Annotated in this window: 16 protein-coding genes; 11 read left to right on the top strand and 5 right to left on the bottom strand. The window is 66.1% G+C overall.

All coding sequences use genetic code 11. From position 1 onward, the window contains the following. Positions 1–227: 227 nt before the first annotated feature. From B3587_RS06400 to B3587_RS06415, 4 genes are read left to right on the top strand one after another with little or no spacing between them, the layout of a single operon-like run. Complete coding sequence (locus B3587_RS06400; protein WP_292727278.1) at positions 228–971, top strand: TnsA-like heteromeric transposase endonuclease subunit; 744 nt, start codon at positions 228–230, stop codon at positions 969–971. Positions 972–988: 17 nt separating this feature from the next. Further along, on the top strand, positions 989–2983 hold the full coding sequence (locus B3587_RS06405; RefSeq protein ID WP_292727280.1) for a hypothetical protein: 1995 nt from the start codon (positions 989–991) through the stop codon (positions 2981–2983). 5 nt (positions 2984–2988) lie between these two features. Beyond that, positions 2989–4080 carry a TniB family NTP-binding protein gene (locus B3587_RS06410; RefSeq protein ID WP_292727344.1) on the top strand — a complete coding sequence of 364 codons (1092 nt, stop codon included), beginning with the start codon at positions 2989–2991 and terminating at the stop codon, positions 4078–4080. Between the two features lie 14 nt (positions 4081–4094). Continuing rightward, entirely contained in the window at positions 4095–5027 is a 933-nt protein-coding gene (locus tag B3587_RS06415; RefSeq protein ID WP_292727282.1) for a hypothetical protein, read from the top strand. A 17-nt stretch (positions 5028–5044) separates the two neighbouring features. Here B3587_RS06415 and B3587_RS06420 read toward each other — a convergent pair whose 3' ends face one another. Continuing rightward, on the bottom strand, positions 5045–5215 hold the full coding sequence (locus B3587_RS06420; protein WP_292727284.1) for a hypothetical protein: 171 nt from the start codon (positions 5213–5215) through the stop codon (positions 5045–5047). Between B3587_RS06420 and B3587_RS06425 the strand changes: the two genes are divergently transcribed. After that, complete coding sequence (locus tag B3587_RS06425) at positions 5195–6082, top strand: hypothetical protein (RefSeq protein ID WP_292727286.1); 888 nt, start codon at positions 5195–5197, stop codon at positions 6080–6082. The genes B3587_RS06420 and B3587_RS06425 overlap by 21 nt on opposite strands. 812 nt (positions 6083–6894) lie before the next feature. Further along, positions 6895–7458 carry a hypothetical protein gene (locus tag B3587_RS06430; RefSeq protein ID WP_292727288.1) on the top strand — a complete coding sequence of 188 codons (564 nt, stop codon included), beginning with the start codon at positions 6895–6897 and terminating at the stop codon, positions 7456–7458. A gap of 263 nt (positions 7459–7721) precedes the next feature. Here B3587_RS06430 and B3587_RS06435 read toward each other — a convergent pair whose 3' ends face one another. Then, a complete protein-coding gene (locus B3587_RS06435; protein WP_292727290.1) occupies positions 7722–8021 on the bottom strand; it encodes a YrhK family protein in 300 nt (99 codons plus the stop codon). A gap of 121 nt (positions 8022–8142) precedes the next feature. Here B3587_RS06435 and B3587_RS06440 point away from each other — a divergent pair, with 121 nt between their 5' ends. Both B3587_RS06440 and B3587_RS06445 read left to right on the top strand, forming a co-directional pair. Continuing rightward, complete coding sequence (locus B3587_RS06440; RefSeq protein ID WP_292727292.1) at positions 8143–9861, top strand: long-chain-fatty-acid--CoA ligase; 1719 nt, start codon at positions 8143–8145, stop codon at positions 9859–9861. A gap of 276 nt (positions 9862–10137) precedes the next feature. Beyond that, positions 10138–11184, top strand: a complete 1047-nt coding sequence (locus B3587_RS06445; RefSeq protein WP_292727294.1) for an isopenicillin N synthase family dioxygenase — start codon at positions 10138–10140, stop codon at positions 11182–11184. Here the strand turns inward: B3587_RS06445 and B3587_RS06450 are convergent. Next, positions 11178–11843: a TetR/AcrR family transcriptional regulator gene (locus B3587_RS06450; protein WP_292727296.1), complete on the bottom strand. Its 666-nt coding sequence runs from the start codon at positions 11841–11843 to the stop codon at positions 11178–11180. The two genes, B3587_RS06445 and B3587_RS06450, sit on opposite strands and share 7 nt — an antisense overlap. A 101-nt stretch (positions 11844–11944) precedes the next feature. On the opposite strand from B3587_RS06450, the gene B3587_RS06455 reads away from it, so the two are divergent. After that, a complete protein-coding gene (locus B3587_RS06455; RefSeq protein ID WP_292727298.1) occupies positions 11945–12988 on the top strand; it encodes an NAD(P)-dependent alcohol dehydrogenase in 1044 nt (347 codons plus the stop codon). On the opposite strand, the gene B3587_RS06460 is transcribed toward B3587_RS06455, so the two are convergent. After that, positions 12976–15771 carry a S8 family serine peptidase gene (locus B3587_RS06460; protein ID WP_292727300.1) on the bottom strand — a complete coding sequence of 932 codons (2796 nt, stop codon included), beginning with the start codon at positions 15769–15771 and terminating at the stop codon, positions 12976–12978. The genes B3587_RS06455 and B3587_RS06460 overlap by 13 nt on opposite strands. A 143-nt stretch (positions 15772–15914) precedes the next feature. On the opposite strand from B3587_RS06460, the gene B3587_RS06465 reads away from it, so the two are divergent. Next, the gene (locus B3587_RS06465) at positions 15915–16739 is read left to right on the top strand and encodes a formate/nitrite transporter family protein (RefSeq protein WP_292727301.1); all 825 of its coding nucleotides are present in this window, start codon (positions 15915–15917) and stop codon (positions 16737–16739) included. Here B3587_RS06465 and B3587_RS06470 read toward each other — a convergent pair. Then, positions 16708–17073: a DUF2834 domain-containing protein gene (locus B3587_RS06470; RefSeq protein WP_292727302.1), complete on the bottom strand. Its 366-nt coding sequence runs from the start codon at positions 17071–17073 to the stop codon at positions 16708–16710. The two genes, B3587_RS06465 and B3587_RS06470, sit on opposite strands and share 32 nt — an antisense overlap. Before the next feature lie 41 nt (positions 17074–17114). Here B3587_RS06470 and B3587_RS06475 point away from each other — a divergent pair, with 41 nt between their 5' ends. Further along, positions 17115–17249 (top strand): hypothetical protein, encoded by a 135-nt coding sequence (locus B3587_RS06475; RefSeq protein WP_292727304.1) that lies wholly within the window; start codon positions 17115–17117, stop codon positions 17247–17249. Positions 17250–17327 lie beyond the last annotated feature (78 nt).

Below are 17327 nucleotides of genomic sequence, written 5' to 3' on the forward strand. Positions count from 1 at the left end.
TTATCTTTTTGTGATTCATAGCTGGTGTGTCGAGTCTCACTCGACCTGCGAAATTCTCACCGATCCGGAAGTCGTCTCACTCCACACGGAAATTCTCACGCGACCTGATCGTTGCCGTGGCGTGTCTCCGAACCGTGGCCGCGCCCGGGAGTAGCTTGACGCGCAAAGCCGGAGGCATCGCCCGACGGAGCAACATGTGGCGGTCGCCTCCGTTGAGGAGGTGCGCGATGACTCTGACCGAAAGCTGGCTGGCGGCGATCGACGGGACGAATGCTCTCGCGAGCACGGTCGAGTTTTCCAGACACGGCCTCATTCAGCACGTGGATCCGGTTGACGCGGCGCGCGCGGTGTTCGAGGACGCGGATCCGGTGCGGGAGTTCCCGTCCTGGCCGGGCAAGCGCAACTTTGAAGGCAAGCTGTGGATGGCCTCCACAGGCCGCCACGTGCCGTTCGAGTCATTCTGGGAACGCTCGTTCCTGACCTCGCTGGATCGAACCGGGGACGTCGTCGGGGTGGCGAGCCAGCCGATGTGGATCCGCTGGCGGTCACCGAACCGCTCTCACGCACCCGACTACTTCGTCCGTCGATCCGATGGGAGCGCGCTGCTCGTCGACGTGAAGCCGGTCGAACTGATAAAGCCAGAGGACAGCGTCAAGTTCGAACTCACCCGGCGCCTCGCAACCGCGCTGGGCTGGTCGTATCTGGTCTTCGATCGGCTTCCCGGGGCGACACAGGCGAACCTGCGCTTCCTGCTTCGGTACCGGGACCCGGCGTGGCTGGCAGACGTCGACGTCGGTTCTCTGCAGCTGACGGGAGCCATGACACTCGGGGCGCTTGTCGATCGCCTTCAACCCGTCGCCGTGTCGGGACTCGGGGCGGCGTACGCGTTGATTTGGAGAGGAGTCGGTGCCGTGGACCTGTCTCGGCCGTTGTCGATGTCTACTGCGATTTCGTTCGGCGGTGCGACGTGAAGCTCCATCCAGGCGACGTGATTCGCTGGCAAGGCGGCACCCATCAGATCATCGCGGTACGCCCTTCCTACCTCACTCTGCGTTCTGCGGACGGGGAGGAAGACATTGAGGTCCTGACGTCCGATCTGCAAGGCGACGCAGAACCGGCCGCCGCGATCCCAGCGCGACACCTTCTCGAGTTGCGTCACCTCGATGAACTCGACGCTGCCGAACGGCGTGTAGTCGACGTTTGGCTCGATGAGCTGGAGAGGGTGGAGGAGAACGCTGCACAGGGGATGAAGCGGATGCAGGCATACGAGCTGGCGGCCGCGAACGTCAACAGGCTCCTCGGAACCGACTACGGCACCAGCAAGGTCATCCGGCAACGGCAGAACTTGAAGAAGATGGGGGTCAGTGGACTGCTTGACCGTCGTCGCCACGGCCTGGCCGATGCCCCCGGTCGTTCCTACGACGAGCGCCTCATCGACGCGATCTTGACTGTTCAGGCCGGTCAAGAGCGGAAGTCGACAGGCACCGGAACGAGGCTGATCTGGCTCGTCCGCAGAGAGCTGGACGACCGCTTCGGCGAGGGCGTGGTGCCGATGCCGAGCCGCGCAACGATGTACCGCCTGCTGAGTGAGCTCGATGCCGGTAAGCACACGCTCGGGACTGCCCGTGCCCGTCGCACAACGGCGAATCAGCCGGATCATATGCACGGGGTGCGGTCGGGGGTCCGGCCTGGTGAGCAGGTGCTGATCGATACGACGCCGATGGAGATTCTCGTCGAGTGCGACGGTGAACCCGTCCGCCCCGATCTCACCCTGCTGCTGTGCGAGGCATCCAGGTCGGTGCTCTCCGGCATCGTCACCGTCGGCTCCCGCAGCATCGATCTGGTGGTGGTCCTCGCCCGCGCTCTGGTGCCGTACGCGTCCCGCCCCGACGGCGTGCGTGCGAACCGGCGTCAGGTGTCCGAGGCATGGACCGGCACGGACAGGCTCATGATCGAGCGGTTCGAGGCGATGCGTGACGCGCAGCCGTACATCTTCCCGGAGTCGATAACGACCGACCGTGGCGCATCGTACGTGTCTCGGCACTTCTCGGATGCGTGCCGGACGTTGGGGATCTCACTCACCGTCAACGCCGAGTATTCGCCGACGCAGAAAGCGAAGATCGAGCGGACGTTCCGCACCGTCAAGGACCAGTTCACCCAGTACGCGATCGCGTTCCTCGGACAGAGCACCGACATGCGCGGCGACGAGATCATCGCGACAAGCCAGCTGCTCACCCTCGAGCAGCTGCAGGAGTTGTTCGAGGACTGGGTCGCGGTGAGCTGGCAGAACCGACCCCACAAGGCGCTGCGCGACCCCCGCAACCCTCGGCTGATGCTGACCCCGAACCAGATGGTCGCCGCGTACCGCGAAGTCGCGCCGGAGCTGCAGGTGCCGCTGACGGCCGAGAAGTACATTGCACTGCTCCCGACAGAATGGCGTGTGATCAATCACTACGGCGTTGACATCGATCTGCGCGTCTACGACTCCACGGAACTCGGCCCGCTGCGGAAGAAGCGGTCACCGTATCACCGGCAGCAGGGCAAGTGGCCGTTCCACGTCGACCCGTACAACCCGATGACCGTGTGGCTGGAACTGGGAGACCAGTTCCTCCCGCTGGACTGGCGGTCCCCGTACAGCGGCGCTCCGATGGCCGACGAAGTGTGGCGGGTCGCGCGTGCTCAAGCAGCCGCCCGCGGCGAGAGCGAGCCGAGCACCGACGACCTCAACGAAGTGATGCGCCGGTTCACGTACAAGGGCAACGCCATGCCGACGAAGCGGCAGAAGAAGCGTTCCGTAAGCGCACGGATGGATCCGCTGGCGATCACCAACCAGCTCCCACACATCGCACCCGCAGCAGCGCCGGGCGGCGAGCTTGCGGCTGCTGGTGACGTCGGGGACAAGGAGACCGACTCGGTCGCCGCGAAGCCAGCGTGGCCGGTCGCGGCACCGTTCGGGATGACCCGGTCGCCGGATGAGGCGTGAGCGCGATGTTCGATGACCTGCTGGGCGACTTCGACTTCGACGCCCCGTCCACCGACTTCGACTACGCGACCAAGGAAGGGTGGCGCGAGTTCGTCGAGTTCGTCGCCCAACGGCCGCTCCCGATCACACTGACCGAGTACGACGCGATGGACTCCTCAGGGCGTGCACTGTTCAACATCGCACGTGAACGGTACATGACCCTCGGTGCCCGGGTCGCGACGCCATCGCTGCGGCAGGTCGCGGTCGCGATCCGCCATGCCATGGCGGACAACCGCTCCCCGGACGCCAGCAAGTCCGGGGTGATCATCTCGGGCAGGCCAGGTCTCGGGAAGACCACCGCCGTCCAGGAGTTCGGGCGCGCATTCGAGCGAGCCCGCCGGCAACGTGCTGGCAGCACGCGGCGCAACCTGATCCCCGTCGCCTACGTACCCGTGCCGACGCACGCGACGGCGAAGACAATGATCACCAAGCTCGCCGACTTCTACGCCATCCCCTACTCCCGCAACGCGAACTACGAACTCCTCCTCAGCCGCGTGAGCCATGTGATGCGCGAATGCCGCACCGAACTCGTGATCATCGACGACATCCACCGGCTCGATCTGCACTACCGCGGCAACGAGCAAGTCGCCGACGCGCTCAAAGAACTATCCGAACGGTGTCCCGGCACGATGGTGTACGCAGGGGTCGACGTCGCCCGCAACGGCCTGTTCTGGGGCTCCCGCGGCGAGCAGATCATGGCCCGATTCGAGCTGGTCAAGTTCGACACGTACGGGACTGGCGAGACCACGGATGCCGCGGTGTGGGGGCGCATCCTCGTCGACCTCGAAGACTCACTGTGCTTGATATCGCAACCTGACGCGGAGATCCTCACCGTCGCTGCCGAGCTCCGCGACCTATCCCGCGGCTCCATCGGCCGCGTCGCCAGAGCCATCCGCCGCGGCGCGCGCCGCGCCATCGAGCAGCACACCGAACGCCTCGACCTCGACGACGTACTCGCATCGCTGGCGAAGATCCGTGAAGCGGAAGGCTGGATCGAGGAAGAAGAGAACCGGCCCTCACAGCGGCCCAAACGAGGCCGACCTGCGCGAGCGAAATGATGAGGCCGCTCCCCGTGCTCATCGAACCGTTCGCGGGAGAGACCGTCGGCAGCGTGTACCGCAGGCTCGCCACCCGCAACGCCGTGCCGACTGGGGAACTGTGGACAACGATCCGTCACGCGCGCCCACGACTTCCGCTGCGTACGACACCCGAGCTCGTGCCGCGGCTGATCGAAGAACTCGCCGACCTCCCACCTGGATTCTTCTACGGTCGCCGCTCTGACCGCCTGTTCGTCCGCTGCATTCACACCGACTGGCGACACAGCAACTGCCCGACGTGCGCGCCCTTGCCGTCCGCAGTCACGAAATGCAGGCGCTGCACTGGCGGCGAACCTATCGAAGTGCGCACCCGGATCGGAGCGGTGTGTGCACGACACCGCCGATGGCACTACGCGGGAGCGGACTGCGACCTCGGGCGAAGCGCCGACATCTTTCGAGCCGAACGATGCCTCACAGGCACGCTCTGGGAACGCGGCATCGGCCCCGACACCGGCGAAATGGAACTCGCCACCACGCTCATCCGCGCCAGTGACCTCAGACGGGAGGACGAATCTCATCGAACGGCGCTTGCGCGCCACTATCCCGAAGCGGTGCGTCTCGTCGCGCTGCTGACAGAGCCGTGGGCGGAGCAGTTCCTCGCGAACACGAACGTCGGCCCCATCCAGGTCGCCGCGCTCGTAGAAGCAGCCGTGAACGCGGTGGCCGCGGGCATCTCTCACGACGTCGACGCGGTCCGCGGTTCGTTTCACGCCGAAGGCCGCGAAACGGTCATCGGCCTCGACCGACCCGCGCGGCTCCGGTACGGCCGGTCCCCGGGTCTCAACGAACTCGGTAGGAGAATCCTGTCGCTGGCCCCGCGGGTCCGAGCCATACTCCTGCGCCACACCGACGCCCGCAAGCCTCCCGCACGTCGACCGCGTGGCTCATCGAGGCATGGACACGTGTGAACATTCCGCTCCGCACGCTACCGATACGACTCGAACTTATCGAAGGCGAGACCGTCGACGGTTTCACGCAACGGCTCGCCCAAGCTCACCAGTGCGAGGAACGCGACATCCGTCGAATCGTCTTGGAGCACCTCGGTCGCAGCTGGTGGCCCGTAGCGGATCAGCGCGTGGTCGAGATCATCGAGCATCTCGCAGATCTACCGCAGGGCGCGCTGCGCCCCAGCTTCGAGAAAGATGGCATGTGGGTCAGATGCGGCCACCGCAGCTGGCGACCCGAGAAATGCGCCAGGTGCGCCCGGTTCGCCGAACCCCGCACCGCATGCCTGGAATGTTCCGGCAGCCTGGCCACCACGACGATCGCCCGCGGCGGTGCGCTCTGCCTCACCCATCACCACTGGGCGTACCGCGCCCTGCACGCCGACTTGGCCGGCCTCGCCGACTACGAGAATGCGGAGCTCCTGCTGCGATCACATCTCTGGAAGCGCGGCATCGCCCTCCACACCGGCGAACTGAACCTCGCCGCAGCCTTCATCCGCGCCTGGTACGAAGGTTCAGAGTCTCCGTCCGTCATTGACGACCGCATGGCGAGATTCGGCTTCCAGCACCTCGATACCTACGAAGAAGTGCTGCTGTGCGCCTACCCGGAGGTCATCCGCCTTGCATGCCTGCTGACGACGCCGCGCACGATCACGCCTGTCATGGATGTGACGGTGTCCGCGCTCACCCAGGCCGATCGGCTGATCCCCGCCGTGGGAAACGCGATCGGCGGCGATCCCAACGACGCACTCCGAACCTTCACCGTCAGCGTCGTCGCGCACGCCCACCGGGCGATGCTGTACATGTACGGACTCCGCAGTTCGAAGCAGGTCAAATACCAGCGGTGCGCCCTCAACCGCGCCCTCATAGCTGCGGCCCACAGGCAGCGCGCCTGCCTTCTCCGCCACGCCAACCCCAGGGGTCTCCCCGACATCGCTGGGAAGACCGGTCAAGCCGCACCACGCACTCGTGCCATCCGCACCTGGTCGCTTCTCAGCGACGAGCTGGCGCTCCTCTAATCTTCGATCGCTCGATCAGGATGCGAGCGGCTGTGGGGAAAGGGAAAACCGACAGGGCTTCACGACCGCCACGGCGCTGCGGTCTGACGGCGCTACGCCGCTACGCGGCCGAGAACCGATGATATTGACTCTTTAGGCATCCGGTGTCGGTGCTTGGCCCATCTGGCGAACACATCTCGCGTGTTCACCAGATCCCGAGTGAGGATGTAGTCCGTGGGTCCGATTCGAAAGCTCCGCATCTGCCGCGTCGGAACGACGAGAAATGTCTCCGAAGCTGGGTCGTATCCTCGCCGCGGCGTCAGCGAATTGAGGTTTCGCATCAGGGTAGGAAGAGAGTTCTCGCGTTCGTCCTCCGGGCAGAAGGAGTCGAGCCACGAACTCAACTTGAGCCAGTGTTCGCTGAGGTGCGTCTGCAGGGTTGGCAGGTCTGACACCTCAGGGCCATCGACATTAAAAGTTGTGAGTCCAGCTGCCTGCGAAGCGCCAAGGTTGCTAGCCCAGGCGAGGGCCTCTGAATGAAGATCCTGCGATGAGTCGCCCTCGCTGATCGGCCCGGCCTCGAGCATCCCAACTCGCGTTACGTATCCGCTGCTCTGCAGGATCCACAGAACAGCAGCTAGCCCGCGGGCGCTTGCAAAATGTGCTCTCCGCATTGCCATACATTCATGCTACGACCGCCCATGACCATAGAGGTAGAAAGTTTGATGTCCGCTCTGGTGCGTAGCCCACACGTTGCGCCATCCTGGTCGTGTCGCGGGCGAGTGCCTGCGGAACGGGGGTAGATCATGATGAAGAAGACCAGGATCTCAGTGGTGATCATCGCTACGGTTTCGGCCGTGTGCGGGATGCTTCTGGGATCATCCGCCGCGTTCGCCGACGAGCCAACGGATCCAGGGCCATCGTCGACCTTGGTGGTTTCCGCGGGCGTCGACGAGATCCCTGAGGGTGCGGTATCCGTCGAAGCCGTGCTCGCGTGCGATGAGTTTACCGGCGAAGTTCTTGCGTATGCTCAAGAACACGGCTACTGCCCGACGCCCGGCAAGGGCGGCGTGACCCCTCAGGCAGTGCAGACGTACAACTGCGGATCGGCTTGGATCTACGGATTCAACAACGGGATCCGCGGTCGTATGTACGTCTCGTACGGATTCAGCTCGACCCAAGGCGTGGTCGTCTACCGAAACCTCACGGTTGGGACCGACCTCGCCATCGGGTGGGGGGACGGCGCTGCGATGTGGAGCACCAGCTATGACTCGGGCTCGCGGTACGTGGGGATAGGTTCTCTCGGCTGGCACTCGGCCTCGTACTCAGGAGCCGTCACGCTCGTCTGGGGTGGGTGGTGCACGATCCCGACAATCACGGACAACTTCACGATTTGATCTGGACGCTGGGTGGGTTGGGAGACCTGACCTTGACGTTGACGGGGCGGTGGCGGGACTCGGCACCATCCCGCCCCGTCAACGCGGAGCAGATGACTTTTTGCGCGACGCGATGTCAAGGCGGTCTCGGTTCGTGACAACTCGCGTGAGATTGATTGTCCACGTTGAGACGTGGTGTCGGTAAAAAGCCCCAGGTCAGCTACTCCGCAATCTGACAGCTGCCGTGAGATCCGACATGGTGCACGATCCGCGATGCGGAAACATCAGTAATCCCCGCCATGATCGGTCCGGTCTGGAGTGTCAAAGCGCTGGAGATGTATTCGCCGAGCAAGCCGGATGCTCGGCCGAATGAGCAGCTGGACGCTGCCGACGATGAAGAACCACGTGCCGACTGTCGAGGTGGACTCCGAGAGGAAAAGGACGCTTCCGACAACGAACATCACGCCGATGAGGAAGTCGTTGGCGGTGCTGAGGGTCTCGTAACGGTTCCGGATAACGAGCTCGTCGTGTCCAACAGGAATATTGAGGTCGGTCGGATCTTGGTTGTTCTCAGAATCGGCCATCGCGACATCGTGCCAGACCGCCCGCCGGGGCGTGACCCCGGCCGTGTTCGTATCGACGTATGCCCGGCGGGACGTATGGGCCTCCGTAGACTGGCGCGCGCTGCCAATCAGGAACGAGACGATGAGCACCCCGACCCCGTCCGAACAGTCCTCGCCGCTGGCGCACCGCCCGTGGCTTTCCGCCTACTCTGACGGCGTGCCCGCCGAGATCGATCCCGTCGATCAGACGCTCGTGGACATGCTTTCGGCATCCGTCGCGCGCTACGGGAAGGATGTCGCGCTGGAGTTCTTCGGCAGAACTGCCACCTACACCGAGCTCGGTGAGCAGGTGGAGCGCGTCGCGAACGGGCTCCGAAAACACGGGGTCGTCGCGGGTGACCGGGTAGCGCTCGTGCTGCCGAACTGCCCGCAGCACGTCGTGGCGTTCTACGCGATCCTGCGCCTGGGCGCCATCGTCGTCGAGCACAACCCGCTGTACACGGCTCGCGAACTGCGCCACCAGTTCGAGGTGCACGGCGCGGTAGCCGCGATCGTGTGGGACAAGGTTGCCGACACGGTCGCCGAGATGCCCTCAGACGTCAGGCCGCGAACGATCGTGTCGGTTCGGATGCCGGACGCGCTGCCCCTGGGCAAGCGACTTGCCCTGAAGCTCCCGGTCCCCGCCGCGCGGGAGACCCGCACCGCGATGACGGCGACACCGACCGCGAGGAAGCTCGTGGCGTGGAAGACGTTGACGACTGCCCGCCGTCTTCCCAAGAAGACCGCGAAGCCGGCGCTCGATGACATCGCGCTGCTGCAGTCGACCAGCGGAACGACCGGAACACCGAAGGCCGCCATCCTCAGCCACCGCAATCTGCGCTCGAACGCGGCGCAGGGCCGGGCATGGGTGCCGGGCCTGAAGGAAGGCGCCGAAACGTTCTATGCGGTGCTTCCTCTGTTCCACGCGTACGGCCTCACCCTGTGCCTGACCTTCGCGATCTCGATCGGGGCGCGTATCGTGCTGTTCCCCCGGTTCGATGTCGACGCGGTCGTCACTGCCGCGAAGCACTCGCCGCCGACCTTCCTACCGGCCGTCCCGCCGGTCTACGACGCCCTCGCCCGGGCGGCTGCCCATCGGCGGATCGACCTGCGCAGCATCCGGTTCGCGATCTCGGGGGCCATGAGCCTGCCGATCCCCACTGTGACGCGGTGGGAGGAAGCCGGCGAAGGCCTCCTGGTCGAGGGATACGGGATGACCGAGTCCTCACCCGTCGCACTCGGAAATCCCATCGGTCCCACGCGGCGCCCCGGGACGGTCGGGGTCCCGTTTCCGAGCACCGAGATCCGCGTCGTCGACCCCGATAGCCCGACCGTTGATCGCGCCATCGGGGAGGCGGGGGAGCTGCTCATCCGCGGACCCCAGGTCTTTCAGGGGTATTGGGAGCGCCCTGAGGAGACAGCCGTAGCCCTGCTTCCGGGCGGCTGGCTGCGCACTGGCGATATCGTGACCGTCGCTGAGGACGGTTTCGTCACGGTGATCGATCGCGTGAAAGAACTCATCATCACAGGTGGCTACAACGTGGGCCCGAGCGAGGTCGAGCAGGTGCTCATGCTGCATCCGGATGTCGATGCCGCGGCCGTCGTCGGCGTCCCGCGCTCCTCGGGGGGCGAGGATGTCGTGGCAGCCGTCGTCATGCGGGACGGTGCCCACTTCGACTTCACGGGACTGCGGGACTTCGCACGTCAGCATCTCGCCGGCTACAAGGTCCCGAAGCGCATCGTTGACGTTCCCGACTTGCCGCGCTCGCAGATCGGCAAGGTGCTGCGCCGCTCGGTGCGCGAGAGTCTCACCCGAGGCTGAGGCCCTCCCCCCCAACCCGCGCCCCCGCGGTGCAACTGACCCACAGGTGCGGCAGTTTCGTGCATCCGCTATACATCGATGCGCCGCGGATGCGCACAGCTGCCGCACTCGTGTGACGTTGAGCCGGACGCGGCGCAGCACCTGTGAGGTCGAATCGAGGCGACGTAACGCAGGCGAAACGCCTCGCGCGTATCGTGACGCGTAACGCTCATGAAAGCGAAAGCCCGCACCCCGCGGGTGAGTGGAAAGCGTGAAGCGGCTCGAGAAGGAGTTGCTATGACATTCCAGGTCCCCCTCGTGGACATCACCGCATACGTGACCGACGGGACACCCACCGCCAAAGCCGATGTTGCTCGCCGTATCGACGACGCGTGTCGCACCGTCGGGTTCATCCAGATCACCGGTCACGGCATCCCGGATGCCGTGATCCACGGCCTCACCGAGGCTATGGATGCCTTCTTCGCCCTGGACCTCGAGACGAAGAAGACCTACCGGACCCCGCCGCAGATCAACCGCGGGTACAGTCCGCCGAAGTCGGAGTCGCTGAGTCTCAGCCTCGGCGTCGAACAGGCGAGTCGCATGAACGACTTCTTCGAGGCGTTCAATATCGGAGCATCAGCCGCCACCTATCCGCACATGGCGGAGCTTCCACAGCCCGACTACGCCGAGAACATCTGGCCCACGGTCGACGGGTTCCAGGCGCAGGTCGAGGCGTACTTCGCCGAGGCTGCCCGCGTCGCCCGGGTTATGACGCGGATCTTCGCCGACGCGCTGGGACTCGACCCGGAGTTCTTCGTCTCCCGCACCGATCACTCGCTGGACGTCATGCGGATGAACAACTACGCGCTCCCGCCGGGGACCGACGTGACCCTGGACGGCGACCTCATCGGCATGGGCGAGCACACCGACTACGGGATCGTCACCATCCTGTGGGCCGATCAGGTGAAGGGCCTGCAGGTGCTCGGAGCTGACGGCTCGTGGAACGACGTATCGCCGGCTGACGACGCCCTCCTGATCAACCTCGGCGACGTCACCGCCCGCTGGACCAACGAGCGCTGGATGTCGACACTGCACCGCGTGAAGCCACCCGTGATCAATGGCACCATCGAGCGACGCCGGTCGGCGGCGTTCTTCCACGATGGAAACGTGGATGCCCTGATCGAAACACTGCCCTCGTGCGTGGACGCCGATCATCCCGACCTGTACGAGCCGGTCACCGTCGGTGAGCACATCGCCGCGAAGCTTGCCGGATCGCGCGCTGGCGTGCGCAATGCGTCTGCTCAGCGGGAGTCGGCGCGCGTCCTCGCCAGCCAGCGCTACTGAGGATCTCGGCGTCCGAGGCGCGCATCGAGACCGTCGAGCAGAAGCATCAGACCGAAGTCGAATCCTGACCCCTGCTCAGAGGCGTGAAGGTTCACGTGCTCGATGAGATGAGTGTGTCCGACCTGTTCGAGATAGGCCAGGGCGGCGTCGCGTTGCTCCAGTTCGGTGGCGGCATCCGTCGGCGCGAAATCGAGGGCTTGAATGACGTACCCCTGGATGTAGGCCTCGAGCACGTGATGGGCGTGAAAGGCCTGTTCGGGCGTGAAGCCAGCGCTGCGCAGGTGCCCGAGGGATGCGTCGATATATGCCATCCGCGCCGGACCGCCACTGGTCGCACGAATCCGGTTTGCCCACGGGTGGTGCAGCAGCGTAGTGAACGCTGATCGGGCAGTCCGGCGTACCGCCGTGCGCCAGTCGCGCGCGTCGCCGGTCAGGGTGACCTCGGCCCAGACGAGATCCACGATCCCGTCGATGACGGCCTGCTTCGACGGCAGATGGTGGTAGATCGACATCGCCTCGACGCCGAGCCGGGCCCCGAGCGCTCGCATGGTGAGCGACTCGAGCCCCTCGGCGTCGACGAGTTCGAGCGCCGCGGCGAGGATGCTGTCGCGACTGAGTGGTCGGCGAGTCGCGTCGTGGGCGCCGTCGGATTTCGTCATCTGACGACCTTCCCGCACCTTGACGAACTTACGGCGTAAGACTAGCCTGATCCTTAGCCATACGGTGTAAGGCTGCACTCGTTCACCTCAGGAGGGCCACCATGCGCGCTATCCGCCGCTCCCGCTACGGCGGACCGGAGACGCTCGAGATCGCTGACGTCGAGGATGAGCCGCTGGAGGAGGGACGAGTCCGGCTGAGGGTGGCCGCTGCATCGCTGAACCCGTTCGAGTGGCATCACCTGCGTGGCCTGCCCTGGTTGATGCGCCCAACATCCGGATGGCGACATCCGCGCAATCCCGGACTCGGTGTGGACGTCGCCGGCGTCGTTACTGAGGTCGCGGATGACGTCGCTGATCTGCGGGTGGGGGATGCCGTGTTCGGCGTCGCGCGAAATTCGCTGGCGGAATCGGCGACGGCGCGCGCGGAGTATCTCGTGCGGATTCCCGACGGCGTGGAGCCGGAGGCCGCGGCTGCCGTGCCGCTTGCCGGTCTGACGGCGCTGCAGGCGCTGCGTGATCAGGGGCAGATGACCGCGGGCTCTCGCGTGCTGATCCTCGGTGCCGCGGGCGGCGTGGGGCATTACGCCGTGCAGGTTGCCCGTGCCCTCGATGCTGGTCGGGTTGTGGCCAGTTGCAGCGGGCGCAACGCCTCGTGGGTCGAGGGGCTGGGCGCGGACCGCGTTCTGGACTACACGCGGGGCGAGGTCGACGACATCGACGAGCGGTTCGACGTCATTCTCGACATCGCCGGCGGGGCGCGAATCGCCTATCTGCGATCCCTCCTTGCGCCCGGCGGGTCGCTCGTACTCGTGGGCGGGCCCGGCGATGGCATGTTGCTCGGCCCGGCGACCCGGATCTTCGGCGGATTGATCGCGAGTCGGTTCCGCCGTGAGCGGGTCGTCGGGGTCAACGCGACGTGGTCGGGACCCGACCTCGCCATCCTCGCGGCGATGCTCCGTGACGGTTGCGTGCGCACCGTCATCCACCGCATCGTCGGGCTTGCTGACGTGCCCACGGCGATCGCAGAACTAGAAGATGGTCATGTTCCGGGGAAGTTCGTTGTTCGTCCCATGAGCGATGAAGGAACGCGCGAACCGAACAACGCCCCCTCGTGGAGCGGGTTAAATCCCCGTCAGCGGTACTGATCCGGCTTCGCGGACCGAAGCGGCTCCGCGCGACGCCGACGCTTTCCGGCGACCGATGCCAAGGCCGCACCGGCCAGCACGATCACTGCCGCCGCGGGAAGAAGAACCGCCGGGCTCTCGGTCGGCCCGGTCGCGCTAAGCGTGCCCCGGTTCTGGGCGACGGATGCGGGAACCGCGGCATCCGCTGCGACGCTCAGGCCTGTCCAGCCGAGAACGGTGCCATCGGCTGCGAGGATGACGAGCCGGTGCGCCCCGCCGGGAACTGACGCGGGAATCGTGAAGGTCGCCGTGCCGGCAGATCCGGTCCAGGCCCAACCGAGCGAGACCGGCGTCGAGTAGAGGTATCCCGCCACCCAGCTCAGGGGCGGTAGGCCTGTGATCGTCACGGTTCCGCCGCCGGCGGGAAGGGCGGTGGGCGATGCCGTGATGCCGCCTGCGGCATCCGGGGTCAGCGCATCCGGTGACGGCGGTGCCGGTAGCGGCGTTGGCTGGGGCGGGACCGGCGTCCGGACGGATGTTGCGACTGCCGTTCCGGCGTCGCCCTCGCCATCGAGCACCGAAACGCTCACGGTGTAGGCGGTGTCCGGATCGAGATCGACATAGGTCAGAGCGGTTTCATCGTCGGCGAGGGTGGCCGTATCGATTAGGTCGTCGTCGGCGCGCAGCTCGACGAGATAGCCGCTGGCCGTGGAAACCGGATCCCAACTCGCGGCGATGCTCGTAGCCGACAGCGCCTCAGCGATCAGCCCATCGACCGTGGGTGTGGGAAGGATCGCGAGGGCGCCGTAGGCGTCGGCAAGACCCGCGCCGAACACGTCAGCATCGTCGAGGTATGCGGGGTACGGATTGGTCATGCCCGCCGCGGAGTCGAGGATGGCTGCCGTGATCTCATCGGCGCTGGCCTCCGGGGCATACTGCGCGGCCAGAGCGTGGATCGCGGCGACGTGCGGAGCTGCCGCCGACGTTCCCGAGAAACGGTGCGCGCCGTCTGTCGTGCCGATCGGGAAGAAGCTCGTCTGCGTGTCGTCGACGCCCGCGATGGACGGCGTTGCCACCCTGACGAACTCGTCGTATTCCTCGGACGGTTCACCGGATGCCGTATCGACGGGCGCGAAACGCAAGAACGACGGGCCGGGAGAGGTGAACGCCTCGGGTGAGCCCGCCGAATCCCATGGCGCCGCCGCAACCCCGACAGCCTCTCCGTGCCCCGAATGGCCGTAGGTCACGTGTCCGACGAGGTCGGTTCCGTCACTCTCGTCGTACTCGAGCCAAGCGAGATTCTGGATGCCGGTGAAGAACGTGATCCACACCGCAGGTGAGGTGATCTCATCCTCGGGGATTCCCGTAAGGTCGCGAAATAGCACCATCTGGTAGTCGGCCATCTCGGCATCCTCGGTGAAGCCCGATGCCTGCACTGGCAGCGCGGGGTCCAGGTTGCTCGGCTGGCTCACCGCCGTGGGCTCGGCATCCGTCGTATACGCCACCAGCGCGAAGTCCGTCGTCACCCCATACTGCGGCTCGGCCCAGCTCATAAGAAGGACGGGCGGGTCGCTCTCGAACATGCCGAACGTGAGCGTCGGGTCGGCGTCGGGGCCCGGGTCGAAGTCGAGGCAGTCGTAGGCCTCGACGTCGTCGCCGGGGTCTGCCCACTCCGGGCACGCCGTCCCGCGATACGCCAGCGTTTGCCAGGACGAGATCGGTTTGTCTTCGCTCTGGGTTCCCTCGGCGCCCGGTAGCCCGCTGTTACCGGCGGAACTGTAGTACGCGACGCCCTGGTCGCGGACCTGCGTGATCGCCAGCGAGATGACGCTTTGCTGGTAGTAGGGCTCGTCAGCAAAGCCGAGGTCGTCGACGATGATGTCGGCGCCAGCATCCGCGAGATCGAGGATGGCATCGGCTGTCGCGTCCCGGCCGGCGTACCCCGTGGCAAAGACGATCTCGGCCCCAGGCGCGATCCCGTGCACCAGCTGTGCCATCGCCCGGCCCTCGTCCGTGCCCGGCTGCGAATCATCGAGCACGCGGACCGGCGTGGTGTAGCCGCACGGGTTGCCGTGTCCGGGAAGGAGGCCGGCGGCGATGTCTTCCTCGGGCGTCGTGACGTCGGTGAAGCGCGCGTACGAGTCGGAAATGATGCCGATGGTGATGCCAGTGCCGTCCACGCGATAGACCTCGCGAGCGAGGTCGGCGCGGTGAGGTCCGTCGGCTTCGACGGGGAGGTTGCGGCAGGATGCTCCGTCCGGGGCCATCGGCACGCCACGCGCGGTGCCGACCGGGGCGGCAGTGCCGAGACCGCGTGACGCGCCGCCAGCCATCTCGCGGCCGGTGATCGGCCTGATGGCAGGCACGACGGAGGTCACCCCCGGCACCGCTGTCAGCGCATCGAGGTCCTGCGTATCCACGGAGACATCGACGGTTGGGCTCAGCCGGTGGACGCGGTTCACGGCGCCGATGGCCTCGAGTGCGGCAAGGTCGGCATCCGTCGGGCGGGAGGAGAAGGTGACGATCACCGAGAGGCGGCCGTCGGCATCCGTTGCGAGGCTGCCCGCTCCGTCCTGCGGAAGGGCGACGGCGTCAGCGAGTTCCTCGGGGGAGGTGGCGCCGGTTCGGGTCGCGTCGGTGATCTTGTCCAGGATGCTGGAGGCCGCCGTGTCGGGCTGGGTGGTGTTGGTCTCGTCAGGCTCCGCGGGGCTCGCCGTGGCGGCGGCTGGATGAGCTGCCCAGGCGCTCGCGGCGAGAACGAGAGTGATGGTGGTGGCCCCCAGTGCGCGCACAGCACGATGCATGACGTTGTCCCCCCGAGAGTGTCTGCAGGCACACTCTCCCACAACGTCGCGTCACGTCGCGAACCTGCGGGCAGCGGCGGGGATCCGACGCGGTGGGACCTACGCCCCTACATGTGGCCTGACCACATCGCTAGCGTGGCGATGTGCGCACGATCGAAGACACCCTCGACGTCCAGGCCGATGCGGCGATCCACAAGATCGAGGGGATGCGGCATCCGCTGCGGTTCGCCATCTCAGGAATGCTCGCCGGCGCCTACGTCGGCATCGCCGTCGTCCTGATGCTCAACGCTGCAGGCCCGCTCGCCGCTGCGGATGGCGGGTGGGCGAAGCTCGTGAGCGGACTCGTGTTCGGCGTTGCCCTCACCCTCGTCGTGTTCGCCGGTGCCGAGCTGGTCACGTCCTCGATGATGACGCTCACGCAGGGCACGCTCATGCGGGCCACCGCTGCCGGCCCGGCCACCGGCGCGCTCGGGTTCACGTTCGTCGCGAACCTCGGGGGATCAGCAGTCTTCGGGCTCCTCGTTTCCGCCTCGGGAGTGCTGCACGCCAACCCGGCAGCCGGCGAGATGCTCGAGGCGATGCTCGATGCCAAAGCCCACGAGTCCCCGCTCGAGCTGTTCGTGCGCGGCATCCTGTGCAATGTCCTTGTCTGCCTCGCGATCTGGATGGTGGCACGATCGACCACGGACGGCCCGAAGTTCGTCGTGATCTTCTGGGCGCTCCTGGCCTTCATCACCTCGGGATTCGAGCACGTGGTGGCGAACATGACGACCTTCACTCTCGGCCTCGCTACCGGGGTTCCGAGCGCCACCTGGCTTTCGTTCGGCACAAACATGCTGTGGGTCGGGCTCGGAAACCTCGTCGGCGGCGCGGTTGTCGTCGGGCTCGCCTACTGGGTTATCGGCGGATCGCCCCGGTGGCCGCAGGCGCACACGCTCACGCCTGAGGAGGCGCAGGCGTCGGTGTGACGGATACCGCCAGTTGCGTCATCCGGCGCTGGCGCATCGCCAGAAACAGCGGGAAGGTGAACGCGAACGCCGTCAAGCCCGAGCCGAGGATGTAGAGCCACGCGAAGCGTATGCCGAGCCGCCGCGCCTCGACCACGATGAACACGCACCCCGCGACGGCGACGACCACCAGGTCGACCGTGATCGATGAGACCGCCGGGCCGCTCGTGACGAGATCGCCGATGAAGTCGCGGAGCTGGATAATCGCGAGGGCGTTGAACCACCATGTGCCCACGAGGCCCGCGAAGGCCAAGGCGAGATAGGTGACGGCCAGGGGGCTCCAATGGCGACTCATGCCTCGATCTTGGCCGCTCGCGCAGCATCCGTCAGTTTTTCTTGTCAATCCGTGTCGATCTCATCGAGCCGCTGCGTCATTCCAGTGAGGGCGAGAAGGCCTCGGCCTCGGAAAGGCAGATGATGGTGCTCGACATCCTTGTCATGAGCGTCATCATCGGCCTGTTCGGCAACTGAAGTGCGGCCGCTGGCATACGCCCCGCGGTGACCCGGGAGGCGCTCACTCGGCTGGCTCCCGGGGGGGGGGGGGGGAAC

It is taken from the genome of Microbacterium sp. UBA837, assembly GCF_002296025.1.
Taxonomy (GTDB): domain Bacteria; phylum Actinomycetota; class Actinomycetes; order Actinomycetales; family Microbacteriaceae; genus Microbacterium.

Coding starts and splice junctions, on each gene's coding strand:
- B3587_RS06400 (WP_292727278.1), top strand. CDS start 228: ATGACTCTGACCGAAAGCTGGCTGGCGGCGATCGACGGGACGAATGCT.
- B3587_RS06435 (WP_292727290.1), bottom strand. CDS start 8,021: ATGGCCGATTCTGAGAACAACCAAGATCCGACCGACCTCAATATTCCT.
- B3587_RS06410 (WP_292727344.1), top strand. CDS start 2,989: ATGTTCGATGACCTGCTGGGCGACTTCGACTTCGACGCCCCGTCCACC.
- B3587_RS06450 (WP_292727296.1), bottom strand. CDS start 11,843: ATGACGAAATCCGACGGCGCCCACGACGCGACTCGCCGACCACTCAGT.
- B3587_RS06455 (WP_292727298.1), top strand. CDS start 11,945: ATGCGCGCTATCCGCCGCTCCCGCTACGGCGGACCGGAGACGCTCGAG.
- B3587_RS06420 (WP_292727284.1), bottom strand. CDS start 5,215: ATGCTCGATGATCTCGACCACGCGCTGATCCGCTACGGGCCACCAGCT.
- B3587_RS06445 (WP_292727294.1), top strand. CDS start 10,138: ATGACATTCCAGGTCCCCCTCGTGGACATCACCGCATACGTGACCGAC.
- B3587_RS06440 (WP_292727292.1), top strand. CDS start 8,143: ATGAGCACCCCGACCCCGTCCGAACAGTCCTCGCCGCTGGCGCACCGC.
- B3587_RS06460 (WP_292727300.1), bottom strand. CDS start 15,771: ATGCATCGTGCTGTGCGCGCACTGGGGGCCACCACCATCACTCTCGTT.
- B3587_RS06470 (WP_292727302.1), bottom strand. CDS start 17,073: ATGAGTCGCCATTGGAGCCCCCTGGCCGTCACCTATCTCGCCTTGGCC.